Source organism: Virgibacillus dokdonensis (assembly GCF_900166595.1).
Lineage (GTDB): Bacteria > Bacillota > Bacilli > Bacillales > Amphibacillaceae > Virgibacillus > Virgibacillus dokdonensis.
Genome location: NZ_LT745763.1, coordinates 3,133,298 through 3,149,696, shown reverse-complemented (window position 1 = coordinate 3,149,696; position 16,399 = coordinate 3,133,298). Strand labels below are relative to the sequence as shown.

Annotated in this window: 14 protein-coding genes and 3 pseudogenes; 13 read left to right on the top strand and 4 right to left on the bottom strand. The window is 37.1% G+C overall.

The window, feature by feature from the left end; translation table 11 throughout:
- Positions 1 to 226: 226 nt before the first annotated feature.
- Together panB and panC are read left to right on the top strand one after the other, a co-directional pair.
- Positions 227 to 1,063 carry a 3-methyl-2-oxobutanoate hydroxymethyltransferase gene (panB, locus tag B2C77_RS16310; protein WP_077706005.1) on the top strand — a complete coding sequence of 279 codons (837 nt, stop codon included), beginning with the start codon at positions 227 to 229 and terminating at the stop codon, positions 1,061 to 1,063.
- Between the two features lies 1 nt (position 1,064).
- Positions 1,065 to 1,916 carry a pantoate--beta-alanine ligase gene (gene panC, locus B2C77_RS16305; RefSeq protein WP_077706004.1) on the top strand — a complete coding sequence of 284 codons (852 nt, stop codon included), beginning with the start codon at positions 1,065 to 1,067 and terminating at the stop codon, positions 1,914 to 1,916.
- A gap of 488 nt (positions 1,917 to 2,404) precedes the next feature.
- On the opposite strand, the gene B2C77_RS16300 is transcribed toward panC, so the two are convergent.
- Positions 2,405 to 2,782, bottom strand: a complete 378-nt coding sequence (locus tag B2C77_RS16300; protein WP_077706003.1) for a helix-turn-helix domain-containing protein — start codon at positions 2,780 to 2,782, stop codon at positions 2,405 to 2,407.
- A gap of 750 nt (positions 2,783 to 3,532) precedes the next feature.
- Here B2C77_RS16300 and B2C77_RS16295 point away from each other — a divergent pair.
- The 8 genes and pseudogenes from B2C77_RS16295 to B2C77_RS16265 form a co-directional block, all read left to right on the top strand.
- Positions 3,533 to 4,240: a DUF4176 domain-containing protein gene (locus B2C77_RS16295; RefSeq protein ID WP_176087349.1), complete on the top strand. Its 708-nt coding sequence runs from the start codon at positions 3,533 to 3,535 to the stop codon at positions 4,238 to 4,240.
- Entirely contained in the window at positions 4,237 to 4,464 is a 228-nt protein-coding gene (locus B2C77_RS16290; protein ID WP_141130749.1) for a hypothetical protein, read from the top strand. Before B2C77_RS16295 ends, B2C77_RS16290 begins: the two co-directional genes overlap by 4 nt.
- Positions 4,465 to 4,487: 23 nt before the next feature.
- Positions 4,488 to 4,799 carry a hypothetical protein gene (locus B2C77_RS16285; RefSeq protein WP_077706000.1) on the top strand — a complete coding sequence of 104 codons (312 nt, stop codon included), beginning with the start codon at positions 4,488 to 4,490 and terminating at the stop codon, positions 4,797 to 4,799.
- Positions 4,796 to 4,924: a DNA/RNA non-specific endonuclease gene (locus B2C77_RS21880; protein WP_217697392.1), complete on the top strand. Its 129-nt coding sequence runs from the start codon at positions 4,796 to 4,798 to the stop codon at positions 4,922 to 4,924. The genes B2C77_RS16285 and B2C77_RS21880 overlap by 4 nt, the downstream gene beginning before the upstream one ends.
- Positions 4,925 to 4,980: 56 nt before the next feature.
- Positions 4,981 to 5,405 (top strand): annotated as a pseudogene (locus B2C77_RS16280) (DUF600 domain-containing protein).
- A gap of 266 nt (positions 5,406 to 5,671) precedes the next feature.
- Positions 5,672 to 5,934, top strand: a pseudogene (locus tag B2C77_RS16275) (LXG family T7SS effector ribonuclease toxin YxiD); the annotation flags it as partial.
- Positions 5,934 to 6,374: an SMI1/KNR4 family protein gene (locus B2C77_RS16270; RefSeq protein ID WP_077705999.1), complete on the top strand. Its 441-nt coding sequence runs from the start codon at positions 5,934 to 5,936 to the stop codon at positions 6,372 to 6,374. The pseudogene B2C77_RS16275 and the gene B2C77_RS16270, both read left to right, overlap by 1 nt.
- A gap of 32 nt (positions 6,375 to 6,406) precedes the next feature.
- Positions 6,407 to 7,300: pseudogene (locus B2C77_RS16265) on the top strand (IS3 family transposase); the annotation flags it as partial.
- A gap of 316 nt (positions 7,301 to 7,616) precedes the next feature.
- Here the strand turns inward: B2C77_RS16265 and B2C77_RS16260 are convergent.
- The 3 genes from B2C77_RS16260 to B2C77_RS16250 all read right to left on the bottom strand — a co-directional run bounded on the left by B2C77_RS16260 (position 7,617) and on the right by B2C77_RS16250 (position 11,355).
- On the bottom strand, positions 7,617 to 8,765 hold the full coding sequence (locus tag B2C77_RS16260; protein ID WP_077705998.1) for a glycerate kinase: 1,149 nt from the start codon (positions 8,763 to 8,765) through the stop codon (positions 7,617 to 7,619).
- A gap of 63 nt (positions 8,766 to 8,828) precedes the next feature.
- Entirely contained in the window at positions 8,829 to 10,097 is a 1,269-nt protein-coding gene (locus tag B2C77_RS16255; RefSeq protein ID WP_077705997.1) for a GntP family permease, read from the bottom strand.
- Between the two features lie 121 nt (positions 10,098 to 10,218).
- Positions 10,219 to 11,355, bottom strand: a complete 1,137-nt coding sequence (locus B2C77_RS16250) for a CdaR family transcriptional regulator (protein WP_077705996.1) — start codon at positions 11,353 to 11,355, stop codon at positions 10,219 to 10,221.
- A gap of 492 nt (positions 11,356 to 11,847) precedes the next feature.
- Between B2C77_RS16250 and argS the strand changes: the two genes are divergently transcribed.
- The 3 genes from argS to argF all read left to right on the top strand — a co-directional run bounded on the left by argS (position 11,848) and on the right by argF (position 16,369).
- A complete protein-coding gene (argS, locus tag B2C77_RS16245) occupies positions 11,848 to 13,515 on the top strand; it encodes an arginine--tRNA ligase (protein WP_077705995.1) in 1,668 nt (555 codons plus the stop codon).
- Positions 13,516 to 14,017: 502 nt separating this feature from the next.
- A complete protein-coding gene (gene arcA / locus B2C77_RS16240; protein WP_077705994.1) occupies positions 14,018 to 15,247 on the top strand; it encodes an arginine deiminase in 1,230 nt (409 codons plus the stop codon).
- Between the two features lie 102 nt (positions 15,248 to 15,349).
- Positions 15,350 to 16,369 (top strand): ornithine carbamoyltransferase, encoded by a 1,020-nt coding sequence (gene argF, locus B2C77_RS16235; RefSeq protein ID WP_077705993.1) that lies wholly within the window; start codon positions 15,350 to 15,352, stop codon positions 16,367 to 16,369.
- Positions 16,370 to 16,399 lie beyond the last annotated feature (30 nt).

Below are 16,399 nucleotides of genomic sequence, written 5' to 3'. Positions count from 1 at the left end.
ATTGAACGTTCAAATCTGAAAACGCTGTATACGTTAAAGAATTTAACGTTTTGTTTTAAAGTGAGCGATTTGAAGTTTGCGTGTTTAACTTGCTCGATAAGCAAGTTATTATTTTTTATCTGCTGAAAAGTATAGAATCTTTAGATTATAGTAAATGAAAGGCTGCAGTATCCTTATAAATTTAGGTAAAAACAAGTTTTCCAACCAAACGGAAGGGGAGATGAAAATGAAGTCTACCATTGAATTTTTGAAAATGAAACAAGTAGGAGAAAAAATAGCAATGGTAACTGCTTATGATTACTCACAAGCAAAGCTAGCAGAAAAAGCAGGTATCGATATGATTTTGGTTGGTGATTCATTAGGAATGGTTGTGCTTGGTTATGATTCGACTATACCTGTTACGATAAGTGATATGATTCATCATACAAAAGCGGTCAAGCGGGGTGCGCAAGACACGTTTATTGTAACGGACTTGCCTTTTATGTCTTATCATATTAGCAAAGAGGAAGCGCTTCGAACAGCTGGGAAAATGATGCAAGAAGGTGGTGCTCATGCAGTCAAATTAGAGGGAGGGGGAGAAGTAATAGACATCATTCAAGCGTTATCGAATGCGGGGGTCCCGGTGATGGCGCATCTTGGATTAACACCGCAGTCTGCCGGAGTACTAGGGGGATACAAAGTGCAAGCAAAGACTGCTGAACAAGCGACAGAATTAATGAAAGATGCGAAGCAATGTGAAGTAGCAGGAGCATTTGCTCTTGTATTAGAGTGCATTCCGCACCAGCTTGCGCAAAAAATTGCATATCAATTACGTATTCCTGTAATTGGAATCGGAGCTGGTTCGAAAACAGATGGACAAGTGCTTGTTTTTCATGATGTGGTAACATTTGGCGTCGAGCGTGTACCGAAATTTGTTAAAAGTTTTGCAGATGTAAATCGTGAAGTATTGCATGGATTAAACGATTATATACGGGAGGTAAAGGCAGGTCACTTTCCTAAAGGAAGTAAGCATACATTTAGCATGGAACAGGAAGAATTAACTTCCTTAGAGAAAGGGGAATAACGTGAGAACCATCGCATTAAAAGAAGAAATGTATTTGTGGGCAAAACAAGTAAAAGCAGCTGATCATTCCATTGGTTTTGTTCCGACTATGGGGTTTTTGCATGAGGGGCATTTAGCATTAGTGGAAGAAGCAAAACGAAATAATGATTACGTTATTATGAGTATTTTTGTTAATCCGCTGCAATTTGGACAAGGCGAGGACTATACTACATATCCTCGAGATGAAAAGCGGGATAAGAAACTAGCTGAAGAAGCTGGTGTTGATATATTATTTATGCCTAGTGTTGATGACATGTACAAGCATAAGAAGTCTATAAAATTGATGGTGACAGAAAAGACAGATAAGTTGTGTGGTGCAACACGTCCAGGACATTTTGATGGCGTGGTTACTGTACTAACAAAACTGTTTCATCTTACGATGCCTAACCGCGCTTATTTTGGATTAAAGGATGTGCAGCAGTTCGCAATTGTAACTGCTTTGGTCGAGGAATTCGATTTCCCTGTAGAAATTGTTCCAGTGGATACAGTGCGTGAACCTTCTGGACTAGCAATAAGCTCAAGGAATGTCAAGCTGACAAGAGAGGAGAAAGAAAAAGCGCCTGCTTTATTTAATAGTTTGCTATTAGGGAAAAAGCTAATTATCGAAGGAGAGACAGACGCAAACGTTATTATCAAAACAGTTCGTCATTATTTAGATCAGCAGTTAGGTGAAAATGTAGAAGTTGATTATGTGGAAATGCTGACTTTTCCTTATTTAGAAGACATCTCTGAAGTAAATGGAAAGGTGCTTATTGCGGTTGCGGTGCGATTTTCAACGGCAAGACTAATTGATAATATTATAGTTGACTGTTAGGTTTATAATTTCAAACAGAAAATTTGAATATTTCATCATCGTAATGATCCTTGCAAATGAATTTCAGTTAAGAGTTACTATTATTATGTTTACTCGGAAATACGGAAAGGCTAAATGTTTTCGGTGACGGTACCCTCCATTGTCACCGAATCTCTAGCTTGATACAGACCAATCTGTGATTGTAGCGCTTAACTTATAGTGTATCAGGGTTTGTATCCCCACCTATTTCAATCCACGCACCTATCCAAGGTGCGATAGCGATTCCCATTTATAATTCCCCAAAAACACTCTAAATCCTTTATTTTTAGAAGGAAAATCTAAAACTGGCTTCTTTCATTCCATTTATTAACAAAAACAATCAAAAATAGGTGCGATCCCCCGAGGTTTCTATGTGCACTTCAGGTTCGCACCAACATGATTATGTGGATTAGTAGGAAAGACCTTCATAAACTTATCGCTGGTATTCAAGCTATGTATCTCTTTATTGTTTACAACTCCTCATTAATAAATCGCCAAAATTTCACTAGTTTTTCCACGTTTTCAGTAGGATTATCGCTCAATTGTTTTAGGAATTCTTCTTCTTTCATTTCTTTTACGATTTGCAATTCCAATTCAGTTAATGAGAAGTCATCTTCTATAGTAAAATTCACGGGATGTTTAGGTTGATCAATTAACCCCAATAAATAATCGGTAGATACGTCAAACAGCTTTGCTAGTGTTCTAATTGTTTCAATGGAAGGCTCATTTTTTCCTTGTTCGTAATAGCCGTACGCACTTGTAGTTATATTTAGTTTTTCAGCGATATCTTTTTGACCGTATCCGTTTTCTACTCGTACATCTGTTAAACGTTCACTAAAGCTGTACATTGCCAGCCCCCTTTAAAGGTATTTTAACAGAATTATACAATTAAATATTGGTTGTTTTTATATTTTCAACTAATAATTGGTAAAGTGTATATGCTACAAGGAAGAGTTGTTGGCTGAGAAGATTAATGAAGAAGCAAATAGATGTTCAGGTAAGTTTAATCTGTTGTGCAAACGTTTATGAAAAGAGCTTTATTTCAATTAAAACAACAGTATAGTTTTTAATCACAATAATACGTTGTAAAAAATAAAACATATGGTAAAAATACTAGGTGAAAAGAACTGTACTTATACTCATATAGTTGGAATTATTCATGAATAATTAGGAAAAAAGCCTTGTTGTGAATGGATAATTTTAGCATTATGATAATGATATAGCATAAAATAGCTGAATTATGCATTTTTATAAACATGTAACCGCTTGGACAGTAGTTACCATTAATTATAAAAGCATTTGCAGGTGAGTTTTTACACTATAGGATAGTTTTTTCCATACAAAGATGACGTATATAAAGCAAATTAAAACAGAACAAGATGGCCATTCAATTTGGACTGGGGAACTGAGCCCATGTGGGCACACTTTACTAGACTGAGATACTGTTTTAAACAGGCTTTAAGTTTTTACACTATAAAAAAGTAAAAAAATTAGTGTTTATAGTAAACATGGACAGTGTTTCATAAGACTTTGCGATAAGCCAACATCGGGGAGCAAGGTATTTCTTCTACCGATAACGAAAGGAGATGTTGATAGTTATGACGGAACGGATGCAAAAACAATTAACCACGCTTGTTTTAAAGAAAATAAATCAGATATTGGAAACATCGCAATCCGGTTTGGATTTGGACCTAAAACAAAACGTTCGTGAATTTTTTCAATTATGTTTGCGCGAGGAGAAGGTGTTATACGATTTATTTTTAGCTGTTAAGAAAAGGGAGCCTAACATTGATGTAGCATGGAGCCATGGCATCATTTCATGTAAGCAAGAAGAAGGTTACTGCACAGTTATGTTTATAAATAAGCAGTTTACTTTGCATCATGATAGGTTATTTCAACTTTTAACAAATGCAATAGAAATAATGAGGGAAGTACTGCCACTTGGAACGGTTGTGGAGCTCGATCCTACTTTTTTTAAGCCGGATAAAAATAAGACATCTCCTTCTAAAGTAGTAATTACGGAGCGGTTTGTAAGTCCAAAAAATTACCAAAGTTATTTTCCCTATGTCGGAATATTGTATCCAGTTGGTGAGATCAAAGCGGGTGCGAAAATCAATTTTACCGCACCACTGATAAAAAGAATCATTCACCGTGGGTATCAGGATGAGATGGAAGAAGCGTATGTATTCTTAATGAAAAAAGAATTTATTGTTGAAAAAGGTATGAACTCGATTGAGTTTTCCAATCATGATATGGCTCAGTTAGAGCAGGAGATGGATTTGAAACAAAAAGTAGGTGATGTGTGATGGCATTATATGATCGCGATTTTTGCCGTGGCTTGTTGTACGCGGGATGGGATGCAGGGATTATTAACAATTTGCAAGATGCACGGAAGGAAATTAAACAAAACTTTGCTGATATGGATTTAGAAAATGCATCTGTAGAGGAGCATATGGAAGCGATTGTGAATGAGATGGTGCATGAACTTCAACAATTAATTTCGGAAATCGAATCCATTCATTTCCGCTAGTTTTGGATGATGGGAGAGGTTTTGTGGTATCTGGACAACAAATTAAAGTGGACTTTATAGCACTGCAAAAAATTATTGATGAGTTACGGGTAGCGATTGATGATTTTGAGGGGTATACAACAGACTTTCGCTCTAATACGAGGGACAGGCTTAAAACCTTTAATTCGGATTTTATCTCCAAAGTGGATGGTTTATTAGATAACATGAATAACGATGTCAATCAAGACTTGGTCAAACAGATGGAAGAAATTCATCAAGCAGGTGTAGCTCTACTTAAAGGCATGAAAGAAGTTGACGAGGAGCTTGGAGCAGCCATTGGCGGTGAAGGTTCGTGAAGCGTGACTTACAAATAAAAGTTAATGTTGAAATCAAATACGACCAAAATAATAAAAGGCCATCAGAATTTATCGTGGAATATGAAATAGGTGGAAAATATGAGGAAGTAAATATAATAAACTAGGAGTGAATGAATTGGGTAAAGTATTTGAGGATTACTTTAGTGAATTGCAGGAAGATATGGTTTCAATTTGTTTAGAGTATGTTTTTGAAAGAGCTAATAAAAATATATATATTGTTCATATGAAGAAGGTCTAGTTTCAAGTGACTTTTTTTATAATATCAATGGTAAAATTGTAGAGAGACATAAACTCAATGATGCATTAGTTAATGAAGAGGATGATACCAATTTTTCTTATGATATAGCAGTGGAACGGCAAAAAGCAGTTGTAAAAATAATTAATGAAAATATTAAAGAAATAGTTAAATTATGTAAGAAATATGATCGTGAAATGCCTGCAGAAATTAAGATTGTTTATGATGTGAAATCAAATGAACTAACCGCACGTTATAAATATGAACTTGTACACACAAATGATTCTAATAAAACTGCAAGTTCTATTGCTAGACTTTGGTTTGAACAAATTAAAAAGGAAAACAATTAGTTGAATGTTACATTGCCCAAGTTCATTTCGGAACTTATGACTAATGAGTGATTAATAACCCTTGATTGAGTTTTGACTACTCAGTCAAGGTTTTTTAGACTTTAATTTCGGAGCTTAATAAGGTTATTACGTAACAACTACCAGGTATATCTCACCGATCTCAAGAAATACGATGATGCGTGTGGATTGTAATGATATCTGGGCGAATTTGAAGCAAATAGAGGGCGGTATAATTAGTAATGTGTTTAAGGCATTTGATAAGGTAAAAAAATAAAGTAATTAAAGAGTGGGAAGAAAACACGGGGCAAAAGTGGCCTGTGTTAATGAAAATGTTATTTCAGAAAAAATAGGTAAAATAATTAGGAAACAAGGAGATAAGTATGATGCTCATCATATGATTGAAAATACTTTTGGCGGAGAACATGAATGGTGGAATATGCATCCTGCAAAGTTCCCAAATGAGCATCAAGCTGGTATACATGGAGCAGGTACACAAGCAAATAAACTATTTAAAGGAAGTAAAAAATAATGGGATACGAATCTATGAAGGCAAATAAAGAAAATAGTTTTTATCCAGTAACTGAAAATGAAATAAAAGAGGTTGAGAAGGAACTCGATTTAAAATTTCCTAAGGAGTTTGTTAATTTTTATATAGAGGTTGGCTACGGGTTTATTAAAGGTTCAGAGTTTAATATAAATCGTATTATGGATCCTTATTCCGTAAGAGATTTTCGATTAAGAGATAATGATTTTGAGTTTTATCCTGACATAGAAATCTATAATGAATTTGAAAATAACAAACTAATATTTTTTGAAAGTAGCGAATCAGCTTTAATGTCAATTGAATTGAATGAAAAGAATAGCAGTCCAGTTTATTATTATGATATTCAAATTGCGACTTCTCTTGAGGAATTTTTAAGAAAAATAGAAGAAAATGATAAATATTACTTGGAGTTACTAGTTGATTAAAAAACATAATAAAAAGCATACCTTGATTGGCTAAATGCCTTAGTTCAAAATAAGGAGAAATTACCAAACAGGACAAAGCGCAAGTAGTCTATGAACTAAGGCATGAATTCCCTGTGAAGGCACTTCTGCAGCTGGCAGAGATTCCACGTAGCACGTACTACTATATAGTAAGTAAATTCGGACTTCCGGATAAAGATGTGGAGTTGAAAAAGCTGATTCAAGCTATCTACGATGAGCATCAAGGACGTTATGGATACCGCCGTATCCGGGACGAGCTATGGAATCGAGGGCATAAGGTAAACCATAAAAAAGTCCAACGCATCATGAAAGAATTAGGTTTAAAAAGCCTAGTTCGAATGAAAAAATATCGCTCTTACAAAGGAAAGGTTGGCAATATCGCACCAAATATTTTAGATCGGAACTTTAATGCCGAAAAGCCAAATCAAAAATGGGTAACGGATATTACAGAGTTTAAATTATTTGGGGAGAAACTCTATCTTTCACCTATACTGGATTTATATAATGGGGAAATCATTGCCTATACAATCGACTCTAGACCTACTTATTCACTTGTATCGGAAATGTTGGAGAAATCATTTAAACGGTTATCAGAGGAAGATGCACTGCTTATTCATTCGGATCAAGGCTGGCATTATCAAATGAAACAATATCAGCACGCCTTGAGAGAAAGATTGATTACGCAAAGTATGTCACGTAAAGGCAACTGTTATGATAATGCCGTTATTGAAAACTTCTTTGGCATTATGAAATCAGAATTTCTTTATTTAAATGAATTCGAAAGTATAGAGCATTTTAAGCAAGAGCTAGAAAAATATATAGAATACTATAACAACAAACGAATCAAGGCAAAACTAAAAGGCCTGAGCCTGGTACAATACCGAATTCAGACCTTAATAGCGCACTGATGGTTTTGATTTTAAAGCTAATTTAGATAAGCATGATTTTGTAACTGGAATTGAAGCTACAGAAGGAGATCCAGAATAGTAAAAAGTACATTTGAAATAATAAGTGGTGTTAGACGTTGTGAAATGCTTTTAATAAGGTCTGTGTTAGTGGTTGTGGATGAAAGGATTTATGTAGTTTTCTACTAAGTGCTTCAAAGGCTTGCAAAATCAGTACTATGTGTAAAAGCACTACTTGAAGTTTTTTCTTGTACTTACAATGAATGAAGCTAAAAAATGAGAAGTGGCTCTATCTCGAGAAATTCCACTTCTCCATTCTTTAAATGTCATAACAATAAATCCTAGCTACATTCCTTGCTACTCCTTCTAAATATGCTTCTGCATGTATCATTGCTTCTTCTAGTTGACATGGGCCAGGTGTGATACTAAATGCTGCATCAATACCATAAGTATATATCGTTTCATATCCTTTTCCTAGCGTACCGCAAAATGCAATGACCTTAGGAATACCACATTTTTTGGCAGCTTTTGCAACACCAATAGGAGTTTTGCCGTAAATCGTTTGCTTATCTATTTTCCCTTCTCCTGTAATGACGAGGTCAGCGTGCTTTACTCGGTCGAAAAATTGGCTCTCTTTTAGCACAATATCAATGCCTGGTGTTAACTTGGCATGAAGTACAGCTAATAGACCAGCTCCTAAACCACCCGCAGCACCTGAACCAGGTACGTTTTTAACACTAGTACCAGTAGCTTTTGAAATGATTTCATGGAAATTACATAATGCATCATCTAATTGTTGAACCATTTCTTCCGTCGCTCCCTTTTGTGGACCGTAAACGGCACTTGCTCCATCAGGACCAAGAAGCAAATTATCCACATCACAAGCAACTTCTACTTCTATAGATTTTAAGCGGACGTCTAGATGTGACAAGTCTATTTGAGCTAGATGAGATAATGCCCCGCCACCTCGCTTTAGTTGATAGCCATGATTGTCGTAAAAAATACCGCCAAGTGCCTCAATCATCCCTGCACCACCGTCATTTGTAGCGCTACCACCAATCCCTAGAATGATTTTCGTAACGCCTTTATCTAAGGCTGCTTTGATTAATTCACCTGTACCAAAAGTAGTAGTTAACAATGGATTCCGTTTTTCCTTTGGAACGAGGTGAAGTCCTGATGCTTCTGCCATTTCAATGATTGCAGTTGATCTATCTCCCGAGATCGCATAGGTTGCAACTACGCCCTCTCCTAACGGTCCTGTAACTTCTTTTTCATATAGTGTTCCTTGTAATCCATCTGCTAAAGATTGGGTTGTTCCCTCACCTCCATCAGCCATTGGAATAATATCCACCTCTAAAGCGTCCGTATATACAGAACGAAATCCACGCTCTATAGCCTTAGCAGCTTGTTTTGCTGTCATGCTTTCTTTAAATGAATCTGGGGCAATCACAATTTTGGTTTTCTTCATTTTTGCTCACTTCCTTTCTTACACTATAGGAATAAGGTATTGCATATTTTTCTATGTTAAGACTTATAAAAACCATTCAAATACACCGTAGATAAGGGTAGAGACGATGGCCATTGTGATACCTACGAACGATTCATAAGGAATTAATTTCAAACGTTCTTGCACTTGCATGCCAACACTGCCTGCTGTGGCATGAAAGAAACTACCGTGTGGCATATGATCAAGTACGGTAGCACCTGCATGAATCATAGCAGCTCCGGCTAAACCAGCAACTCCGGATTCTAAAATAGCTCCGCTAAACACACTGCTTGCTACGACAGATCCTGCCGTAGTGGATGCTGTTGCTGCTGACATAAACATTCCTGATATTGGCGCTAGCGCAAAAGCAGGTAAACCAAATCCTTCTAATACATGAATCAGGACTGTATCTAATTTCGAATTTGTAATAATTCCGGCTACTGTTCCTGTTCCAATGAGTAAAATTGCAACCGGTGCCATTTTTGCTAATCCACTTTTAATATAAGCATTTGTGTTCTGCCATTTCCCCATTGCTATAACGCCGACTAATCCACCAACAGGTAATGCGATCATTGGATCAATATTTATATGAAATAATGGACGCATCACAAGTAACAGGATGGCTACAATAGGCGCTAAGGCTGCTGTGAACAAAGAAGGTAGCGATTCCATATTTGATTGTTCAATTTCACTTGCTTGAATAGCCGTACCTTTTGCAGAAACACGTTTTGCGATCATATAAGTTACCATAAGCCCAAAAAGTGCTGGAATCATTCCTGCTGCCATAACCGATGTTAATGACACGTCAAAAGCCTCCGATACAGCAATCGTGTTCGGGTTCGGTGACATGATGTTCCCCGCCTTACCTCCACCTACCATGGCAATAAGGATGGCAAATCTTGATAGTTTTGCTTCTGAAGCTATGACTAAAGCAATTGGTGCTACCGTAATAACGGCAACATCAACAAATACACCTACTGCCGTTAACAACATAGTGGCGATAGCTAATGCAAGCAATGCTCTCGTATGCCCGAATTTGTAAACAATTGATTGTGCTAGTTTTGAGGCCGCACCTGATTCAATTAGTACGCCTGCTAATACACCAGCAGCTAAAATTCTTAGTACAGCGGGCATGATATTTTGCGCGCCCCCAACCATTAATTGCACGGTGTCTACTAGGCTCGCACCACCGACAAGTCCACCTACAACGGCGCCAGTAATTAAACTGTAAGCAGGTGGGATTTTCTTTAAAATCATAAAAATAGCTAAGAATAAACCGATAATTGCGCCCCATGCACTTACTTCAATATCCATTAGGGTTTCCTCCTTCGACGTTTTATGTTATAGGTCTATTGTAGAGGGGAAGTAGGTCATGAATCATTGTGCAAACGCATGAAAAGTAAGTGCTTTCATTGTGTTGTTTTGTGCATATGCATTATGTTGCTAACTTATAAAGTATTTCTCCCACTTTTAGCTCGATAAGATCCTGTAGATGTCTTGGGTTTTTTTCAGTTATTTCATGAATTTTGTCCAACCGGTATGCTAATGTATTACGATGAATAAAGAGGATATTTGCTGTTTTTGTCATTTCTCCATTCGCTTTAACGTAGGTTGTAAATGTTTCATCTAGTGTTTTACCGTCATTTGCATGAAGTATTTTTTTATAAATAGAGCTAATCGCTTGTGCTTCTTCATTTGCGGCCTGTAAAAAACGATAACATAAGATAGATAGCCCTAGTGTTTGTTGGTCCCAAACGCCGCCTTCTGGATATAAAGCTTCTGCTGTATCTTTAACAATTTGTGCCGTTTCAAAGGAATGTCTCCAGCCAATAAATCCACTTGCAAATGGACCTAAGGCAACCGTTAAATCCGAAATAGGTGCAGAGGGTAATTTGTTTGTTAACCATTTGTTTAAGGTATCATTTGTATGTAGATACGGCTTCTGTTGTTTTTTTAAAATAACAAATTGGTTCGTGTAAAAACGAACGATTTCATCTTCTTCTGTAACCAACGTATTTGCCCAAGCTTCAATTTGATTTACAGGTTGGGTGGTGGCTGTATGATAAGGTATAGAAAGAAGAATAGCGGCAAATGTTTCTTCTGTATTGATTTTAAGCGAGCGCGCTCTATCTAGTATGTATGCTTGTTCTTTATCGGAACCTAATAATAAGTGAGAGATAACATCATCACGCATTCTAGCATTTCGGTCTATCTCTCGAGTCAAAAAAGCTTGCTCTAACGTTAGTTCTGCTCCCATTTGCACTAATTTAGAAAAGCCTCTAATTTTTTCTGGTTCACCGGTAATACCAATAACTCCAACGATATCATCATGAAATCGAATTGGTAAATTAATACCAGGTTTTGCTTTACCTCGCCAACTTTCTTCTACCGAATGAATGTCAATGGTTTGTTTTTGTTCAATCGCTTTACATGCTCCATGGTGAAGTTGTCCAACGCGATTTGGATCACCTGAAGCAAGGATCGTTCCTGTCCTATCCATTACATTGACATTTAACTCCAATATAGACATTGTTCGTTTTACAATTTCTGAAGCAAGTTGCTCTGTTAACATGGGAAATAACCTCCATTATATTATGTCTTTACATTATCATAAGGGTTATGATTTATCATAAAGGATTATGGGTACAATTTGTATAGATGCATAATAAATATCATGGCAATGTTCGTAAAGTGTACGAAAAATGTCATACTTTTTTCAAATATAGGAAGTATAAAATTTGATGCTACGGCGTAACCAAATAACCAAGTGAGCCCCGTCCGGATCCATCGCCCAGCAACTAGGCGACTTCACGAATCGCCTTACGATAAGTCATCATCGGTTCGTGCCTCACCGTGATTCCTTTATCTCAGTTGATTCGCTCCACTCGCTACGTTGCTAAACGGGCGCTTGCGCCTTTGTTCCAAATCAGTATGTCTAGAATGAAAACAGGGAAAGATAGCTATGAAATAGGAAGTAATTCCATTTTTTGCTTCTTGTTAATGAGATTGAAGGTATTAATATAGTTTATAGAGGGAATTGAAATTAAAAAGGAGGACAACACGAATGAATATGGTGCAAGAGATTGAAACAAAGGTGAAGACTTCCATATTAGAAGCTTTGGTACGAGCTAAACTAGTAGATCAGAAAGTCAATATACCGCAAATTGTCTTAGAAAAGCCAAACAATGAACAGCACGGTGATTACGCAACGAATATTGCTATGCAACTGACAAAAATGGCAAAGCAATCGCCAAGGCAAATCGCCCAAGCTATTGTCGACCACATCGATGTAGCAGGTACATATATACGCAAGGTGGACATTGCTGGACCTGGTTTTATTAATATTTTTATGGACTATGATTATTTAACACCGTTAGTACCGTATATTTTGGAAGAACAAGCGGATTATGGCAAACATGATACGAAAGATTATCGTATTCAAATTGAGTTTGTTTCTGCCAATCCTACAGGGGATCTTCATTTAGGTCATGCTCGTGGTGCGAGTTATGGGGATGCGCTTGGTAACGTATTGGAAGCTGCTGGTTATCACGTCGAGCGAGAATATTATATCAATGATGCTGGTAATCAAATGCATAACCTTGCTTTATCAGTGGAAGCGCGGTATATGCAAGCGCTAGGACGAGAAGCGGAAATGCCAGCGGATGGCTATTACGGACAAGACATTATCGATATTGGGAAAAAATTAGCCGCAGATGAAGGCGATGTATGGTTGCACAAACCGAAAGAAGAGCGTTTAGCTTATTTTCGGCGCTACGGATTAGACTTTGAATTGAAAAAGATCGAGCATGATTTAAACCAATTTCGGGTGCCATTTGATCAATGGTTTTCGGAAATGTCTTTATATGAAAAGGGGAAAGTAGATCAAGCGCTCGATAAAATGCGCACATCTGGTGACATTTATGAACAGGATGGTGCTACATGGTTTCGGACGACAAAATATGGGGACGATAAAGATCGCGTCGTTATTAAATCAGATGGAAGCTACACGTATTTAGCGTCTGATATTGCTTATCATAACGATAAATTGGAGCGTGGCTTTGATCAGTTAATTAACGTATGGGGAGCGGATCATCATGGTTATGTTCCGCGAATGGAAGCGGCAATCCAAGCATTAGGGTATCCAAAAGGGAAGTTAGAGACGGAGATTATTCAAATGGTGAATTTATTTGAAGACGGCGAGCGAGTGAAAATGAGTAAGCGGTCTGGAAAGGCGCTAACACTAAGGCAACTGATGGAAGAAGTAGGCGTTGATGCCATGCGTTACATGATGAATACGCGCTCCTGTGATACGCATTTGGATTTTGATATAAATCTTGCTCGTTCCCAATCGAATGACAACCCGGTTTATTATGTACAATATGCGCATGCACGAATTTGTACGTTATTAGATAAGGCAGAAACAAATGGTTATGCTTATGAAAAGTATGACAGTTCTTTATTAAAACAAACGAGTGAAATAAACTTGTTAAAGCTATTAGCTACATTTCCGCAACTGGTGTTGGATGCTGCGGAGAAACGAATTCCGCATAAAATAACCCAGTACGCATTTGATGTAGCATCTCAATTGCACAGTTTCTATAATGCAGAGAAAGTGTTAGATGAAAGTCAGTTAGAAGTAACGAAAGCAAGGCTAGCGTTGCTAGAAGCAGTTAAAATAACGCTTGGTAATGCGCTTCGTATGGTTGGTGTACATGCACCAGAAAAAATGTAAAACGTTATATAAATAGAAGCCGAACAATCATAAGATAATTGTTCGGCTATTTGTATTGTGAAAATATGTATACTGCCATGAGCTGGCGATTGGATCGTTCGCGTCTGTTGAAATTCGCCCGTCCTTGCGTAGAACTATCTCCTGCTCTCCGAAAATCGCTCTCCCCCACAAACTCGCTCCTACTCGTCCAAAAAACGCTCGCCATAACACGGAATTCGCTCATGCCGGTTTAAAAGTAGTTCACCTCAAGCGAAAAATGCCATTTTAATTTCTTGAACTAAAAATATTTAACCTAACATGTATAGCTATTTCGTATTTGTTTAAACTATCTACAAGAAAAGCAGATGCAATCTCTGCCCAATCTAAAATAAGTTAACATTCATGGATCATTTAGTGATTTGCGAGTTAAGATCAAGTCCATGAAAAGCTTTGGAAAGGTGGCGACCAATCATTATTTCATTTAGGTCTTCATCCACTTTTTACAATATGAGGAGGTATGGAAGTGAAGCAACCATTACATGTTACGTCTGAAATTGGTGCACTACAAACGGTTTTGTTGCATCGACCTGGTAAAGAAGTTGAAAATTTAACCCCTGATTATTTAGAGCATTTGTTATTTGATGATATTCCTCATTTACCAATGATTCAAAAAGAGCATGATTATTTTGCTCAAACGTTACGAAATAGAGGTATTGAAGTACTTTATTTAACCAATTTAATGACAGAAGCGCTTCATACAGAAGAGTTAAGACAGCAATTTGTGAAGCAAATATTATTGGAATCGAATGTCCATGGTGGTAGTGCGCAAAAAATAGCTGATTATTTATTGTCGTTTGACACCGAAGAGATGGTAAAGAAAATTATGGCTGGTGTGAGAAAATCAGAAATTCCAGTGGAGAAAAGGAACCATCTATATGAATTGTTAGATAATCATTACCCATTTTATTTAGATCCAATGCCGAATCTTTATTTTACGAGAGATCCAGCGGCAACGATAGGTAATGGGTTAACGATTAATACCATGAGAGAAGTTGCAAGAAGGCGAGAATCGCTATTTATGAGTTATATCATTCATCATCATCCTAGGTATGCTGAGTTTGATATCCCTATTTGGTTGGATCGCGATTATCCGTGCCCCATAGAAGGTGGCGATGAGCTTGTTTTAAGCAAAGATACGATCGCCATTGGTATAAGTGCAAGAACGGCAGCAAAATCCATTGAGCAATTGGCTATAAATATTTTTAAACGCCAAAAGGAAATAAAGCGCGTTGTTGCTGTAGAAATTCCGAAGTCAAGAGCATTTATGCACTTAGATACCGTATTTACAATGGTTGATTTCGATAAATTTACCATCCACCCCGAGATTCAAAATAAAGATGGACAAATGGATATTTATATTTTGGAACAAGGGAAAGAAGAAGACACCGTAAAAATAACGCATAAAACGAATTTGTTGGAAACACTAAAAGAAGTACTGGGTCTAAAAGATGTTGCGTTAATCCCATGTGGAGGAGGAGACGTTATTGCTGCGCCGAGAGAGCAATGGAATGACGGTTCAAACACATTGGCAATTGCACCTGGTGTCGTTGTCACATATGACCGTAACTACGTGTCTAACAAATTGCTACGTGAACATGGCATTGAAGTTATTGAAGTCACTAGCTCTGAATTGTCGAGAGGTCGTGGTGGTCCGCGTTGTATGAGTATGCCGTTATCAAGAGAAGATTTATAAAGCTAAAAAGCATGCAATCGAGAAACTACTTGCATAGTGAAAAAAATAACAAAAGGTAATTACCATTTTTAACTATAAATTAATAATTTTAGGAGGATGAAAATGGCGACAAAGTTAACGAAACAATTAACTGGTAAACATTTTTTGACATTAAAAGATTTTACAGCGGATGAGATTCATTATTTGCTTGATTTAGCAGCTGATTTAAAAGCAAAGAAAAAATCTGGCACGCCACACCATTATATGAAAGGGCAAAATATTGCCCTATTATTTGAAAAACCTTCTACCAGAACACGCTGCGCCTTTACAGTAGCATGCATTGATTTAGGAGCACATCCAGAATATCTTGGAAAAAATGATATTCAATTTGGGAAGAAAGAATCTGTTCGTGATACAGCCATTGTATTAGGAAGAATGTTTGACGGCATTCAATTCCGTGGATTCGATCAGGAAACGGTAAATGGTTTAGCGGAAAATTCTGGCGTTCCTGTTTGGAATGGGTTAACAAATGAATTCCACCCTACACAAATTCTTGCCGACTTATTAACGATAAAAGAACATATTGGACATTTGAAAGGTGTTAAGTTCGTCTATGTTGGTGATGGTAGAAACAATATGGGAAACAGCTTATTAATCGGCTGTGCGAAGGTTGGTATGGATGTTCGCATTTGCTCACCAGAGGTATTATTTCCGGATGAGGATGTAGTTCGTTATGCGGAAGAAGTGGCAAAAGATTCTGGAGCAAACATTACGATTACTTCCGATATTGATGAAGCCGTTTCTGGAGCTGAAGTGATTTATACTGACGTGTGGGTATCTATGGGAGAAGAAGATAAGTTTAAAGAGCGAATTGATTTACTTTATCCATATCAAGTAAATAAAGCAATGCTTGAGAAAACAGGTAATCAAGACAATGTCATGTTCCTCCATTGTTTACCGAGCTTTCACGATTTAGAGACAGAAGTAGGACGAGATATACACGAAAAGTTTGGTTTAAAGGAAATGGAAGTAACGGATGAAGTATTTCAAAGTAAGAATTCATTTGTCTTTGATGAAGCAGAGAACAGGCTGCATACGATTAAAGCCGTAATGGCTGCAACGAATGGAAATGAAACTAGCTAATCAACCCCTATTTATAAAGGGAGGTGTACA